General features: G+C 67.3%; 1 protein-coding gene. It reads left to right on the top strand.

What is annotated here, in order from left to right; all coding sequences use genetic code 11:
• The coding region (locus tag ACFUJR_RS39255) for a condensation domain-containing protein (protein ID WP_383181744.1) at positions 1-1423 on the top strand (1423 nt) is incomplete at both ends.

Here is a 1423-nt window from a genome sequence, read left to right on the forward strand (position 1 = left end):
CCCCGCTGCAGGAGGGGATTCTCTTCCACTCTCTGTACGACGGTGGCGTCTCCGACGTCTACACCTCACGGATCCGACTGGACCTGGAGGGCCCGCTGGACGAGGCCGCCCTGCGCACCGCCTGGCGGAAACTGCTCCAGCGGCACACCGGCCTCCGTTCGGCGTTCGTGCGGGACGGCTCGGCACGAGGGCCGGTGCAGGTGGTGCTGCCGGCAATCGACGTGCCCTGGCACAGCGCCGACCTCACCGCCCTGGACGCCGACGGCCAACACACGGAGCTGGCCCGCATCGCCCAGTGGACGTCACCCGAGCACTTCGACCTCACCACGCCTCCACTGCTGCGCATCGCCGTCGTCCGACTGAGCCCGCAACGGCACCGCGTCCTCCTCTCCAACCACCACATCATTCTCGACGGCTGGTCCATGCAGGTACTGCTGCGCGAGCTGTTCACGCTCTACGCCGACGAGACGGCCGAACTGCCACGGATCGCTCCCTACCGCGACTACCTCGGCTGGCTCGCCGCACAGGACCACGAAGCCTCACACACCGCATGGAACGACGCCCTGGAAGGCCTGCAAACCCCCACCCTGGTAGCCCCGCACGCCACACCCGGCCAGGTCTCCGACGTACGCGAGACCGAAATCGAAGTCGACAGCACAACAGCCGAAACCCTGCGCGCCTTCGGCCGCCGCCACGGCCTGACCCTCAACACCCTGGTCCAAGGCGCCTGGGCCCTGACACTGGCCCGCCTCACCGGCGGACACGACCTGGTCTTCGGCGCCACCGTCTCCGGCCGCCCCGCCGAACTGCCCGGAGTGGAGTCCATGGCCGGACTCTTCATCAACACCCTGCCCGTACGCGTCACCCTCGACCCCGGCACAACAGTCCTGGACATGCTGCAGCGACTCCAGGAACAACAGTCCCAACTGGCCGACCACCACCACCTCGGACTGAACGACATCACCCGGCAGACCGGCCTCGACCAACTCTTCGACACCATCCTCGTCTTCGAGAACTACCCCGTCGACCCCGCCCGCCTCACCCCCTCCCCCGAACTACGGATCACCGACTGGCACTGGCAGGACGCCACCCACTACCCCCTCGCACTTCTCGTCATCCCCGACGACAGACCAAAACTGCGCGTGCAGTGGCAGCCCGCCCTCCTCGGCGAGGAAACCGGAACCGAACTCGCCACCCACCTGATACGCCTGCTCACCACCCTCACCACCGACCCCGGCCAACACCTCGCCACCATCGAACTCACCACACCCCAAGAACGCGAACACGCACTCACCACCTGGAACGACACCGCAGTCGACCAACCCCGCGCCACACTGCGCGAACTGCTCCGCGCACAAGCAGCACACACCCCCGACGCCCAAGCCGTGGTCTTCGAAGACCACACACTCACCTACGCACAACT

The sequence above is a fragment of the Streptomyces sp. NPDC057271 genome, from assembly GCF_042668715.1.
Lineage (GTDB): Bacteria > Actinomycetota > Actinomycetes > Streptomycetales > Streptomycetaceae > Streptomyces.